Source organism: Blautia sp. BCRC 81119 (assembly GCF_003184505.1).
GTDB lineage: Bacteria > Bacillota > Clostridia > Lachnospirales > Lachnospiraceae > Blautia_A > Blautia_A fusiformis.
Map to the genome: position 1 here is coordinate 1 of NZ_QJHD01000055.1, position 2007 is coordinate 2007.

General features: G+C 50.0%; 3 protein-coding genes. All 3 read right to left on the minus strand.

Translation table 11 applies throughout. The annotated features are described in order from the left end of the window. Positions 1 to 66 precede the first annotated feature (66 nt). The 3 genes from DMI82_RS19415 to DMI82_RS19425 all read right to left on the minus strand — a co-directional run bounded on the left by DMI82_RS19415 (position 67) and on the right by DMI82_RS19425 (position 1878). Positions 67 to 426, minus strand: a complete 360-nt coding sequence (locus tag DMI82_RS19415; RefSeq protein WP_110104292.1) for a hypothetical protein — start codon at positions 424 to 426, stop codon at positions 67 to 69. Positions 427 to 1056: 630 nt separating this feature from the next. Continuing rightward, positions 1057 to 1317, minus strand: coding sequence for a hypothetical protein (locus tag DMI82_RS19695; protein ID WP_146207190.1), 261 nt, complete (start codon positions 1315 to 1317; stop codon positions 1057 to 1059). Between the two features lie 249 nt (positions 1318 to 1566). Continuing rightward, positions 1567 to 1878 (minus strand): hypothetical protein, encoded by a 312-nt coding sequence (locus tag DMI82_RS19425; protein WP_146207191.1) that lies wholly within the window; start codon positions 1876 to 1878, stop codon positions 1567 to 1569. Between the last annotated feature and the right edge of the window lie 129 nt (positions 1879 to 2007).

The following is a 2007-nucleotide window of genomic DNA, read 5'->3' on the forward strand; positions in this document are numbered from 1 at the left end:
ATAAGCCTGCTCCTTAGATTAGATTTAGAGTTTTTAGAGTCAACTCCCAAAACTCTAATCAATAGTTTACATGCAACAGCCAGAAATTTCGATACACCCTCTTATTGGACGCTTACCCTTCTTCTTCATAGCAATCTTCACACAGGACTGGATCCCCTCCATCCCCCGCTTAGCCGCCGCCACATTCCCCAGCGACAGATTAGAATACCCATACAAAATACACGCCGAAAGCTTCAGCTCAATAACCCTGCTGGACAGATACCCCCTCGTGATCTCACAACACTCCTCCGCCTGCCCCGTAAAATAAAAAAGCTCAGCCCGCGCAATATTCCTCACATCCACATCCTCAAACCCCTCAACAACCTCCCGAGCCCTCCCAGGCTCAAAAGACGAATTCAAAAGCGGCAAAACCACATAATCACACATACACTCCACTCCCTCCAAAACCCAGGTAGCCCCCAAAAGCCCCCCCTCAAAACCAAACCAACAAACCTCCGAAGCCCTCACACAAGCCACATCAACACACATCCGAAGCCCATCACACACCCCTCATCAACACACATCCGAAGCTCATCTCTCAAGTCACATCAGCATACATCCGAAGCTCATCTCTCAAGCCACATCAGCACACATCCGATGCTCTTCTCTCAACCCTCATCAACACACATCCGAAGCTCATCTCTCAAGCCACATCAGCATACATCCGAAGCTCATCTCTCAAGCCACATCAGCATACATCCGAAGCTCTTCTCTCAAGCCACATCAGCATACATCCGAAGCTCTTCTCTCAAGTCACATCAGCGTACATCCGAAGCTCTTCTCTCAAGCCACATCAGCGTACATCCGAAGCTCTTCTCTCAAGTCACACAAAACAGTCACCAGAACTCCGGATATCAATCAACCAGTCAATCAGTCAACCAATCAGGCCAACCATCTTTTTCCATAATTATAATCCAAAATCCTCCAAAAATAAATTTAAATATTACACAAAAACACTACAATATATCCAAACCAGCCTCTATTCCCCAATCCCCTCACGACAAACCGCAAAAAAACTCACCCCATCCACATCCAGCGCAGCGCCGATGCCACACCATCTCCCAACACACCACAAAGAAACTCAGCCCCTGCAGCCATACAGCGCAGCGCTGATGTCTCACCCTTTCCCGGCAAACCACCACACCTCACACCCCAAAAACCAGAACGGACAGACTGCCAGCGGGGCGGCTGCATGGTCGGGCCCCGGTGCGTCGGAGTAAGCCGCTGGTCATACTTGGCGCCTGGGGCTTCTGACGGGAAGGTACTCTGCGGCCACAAGCCGCAGAGTAAGCCCCATCTGTCTGAGCCAGGTACGCATCAGCGTACATGGCGAGTTATGGGGCGCCCTGCACGGCAGAAGACTCAGACGCCTAGTCTGACCCGGCGAAACGACCGCACCAGGCACGACCATGCAGCCGCCCCGCTGGCAGACTGTCCGTTCGTCCCTCCATTCATCTCTCCCCACCCACACAAAAAAAAGAGCCCCCAGGCCCAAACACCCAGGAACTCTCCCAAAACCAAACAACATCATCTCCCCCTCCGCAGCTTCCTCAGTTCCCTCTCCAACCGATCCGCTCGCGCCTTCTCCCTCAACGTATTCACCCTCTCTTCACTCCGCCCCTGTTCAATCCCTTGAGTGATTCCCTGGCTGATTCCTTGGCTAATTCCCTGTTCAATCCCTTGGGCGATTCCTTGACTAATCCCCTGTTCAATCCCCTTATTAATCCACATCTGCTCAATCTCAAAACTCTTCATATATGCCACCGTAACCTTTCCATCCTCTTTAACAACCCTGACCATCTCCAACAACTCCCTCAAAACATCATTTACCGCATTCACCTCCCTGGTATCCGTTACTGAAAACTTATAAAAAGTTATAAACTTCTATGTTTCATTCCTACTTCAACGAGTATGCTTTTGATGATATAAATATCTATCTACTCACAAGTTCTTGTACTCTCCATAGGC

Excerpts from the sequence above, each read along its gene's own strand:
- DMI82_RS19415 (WP_110104292.1), bottom strand. The coding sequence starts at position 426 with ATGTGTGATTATGTGGTTTTGCCGCTTTTGAATTCGTCTTTTGAGCCT.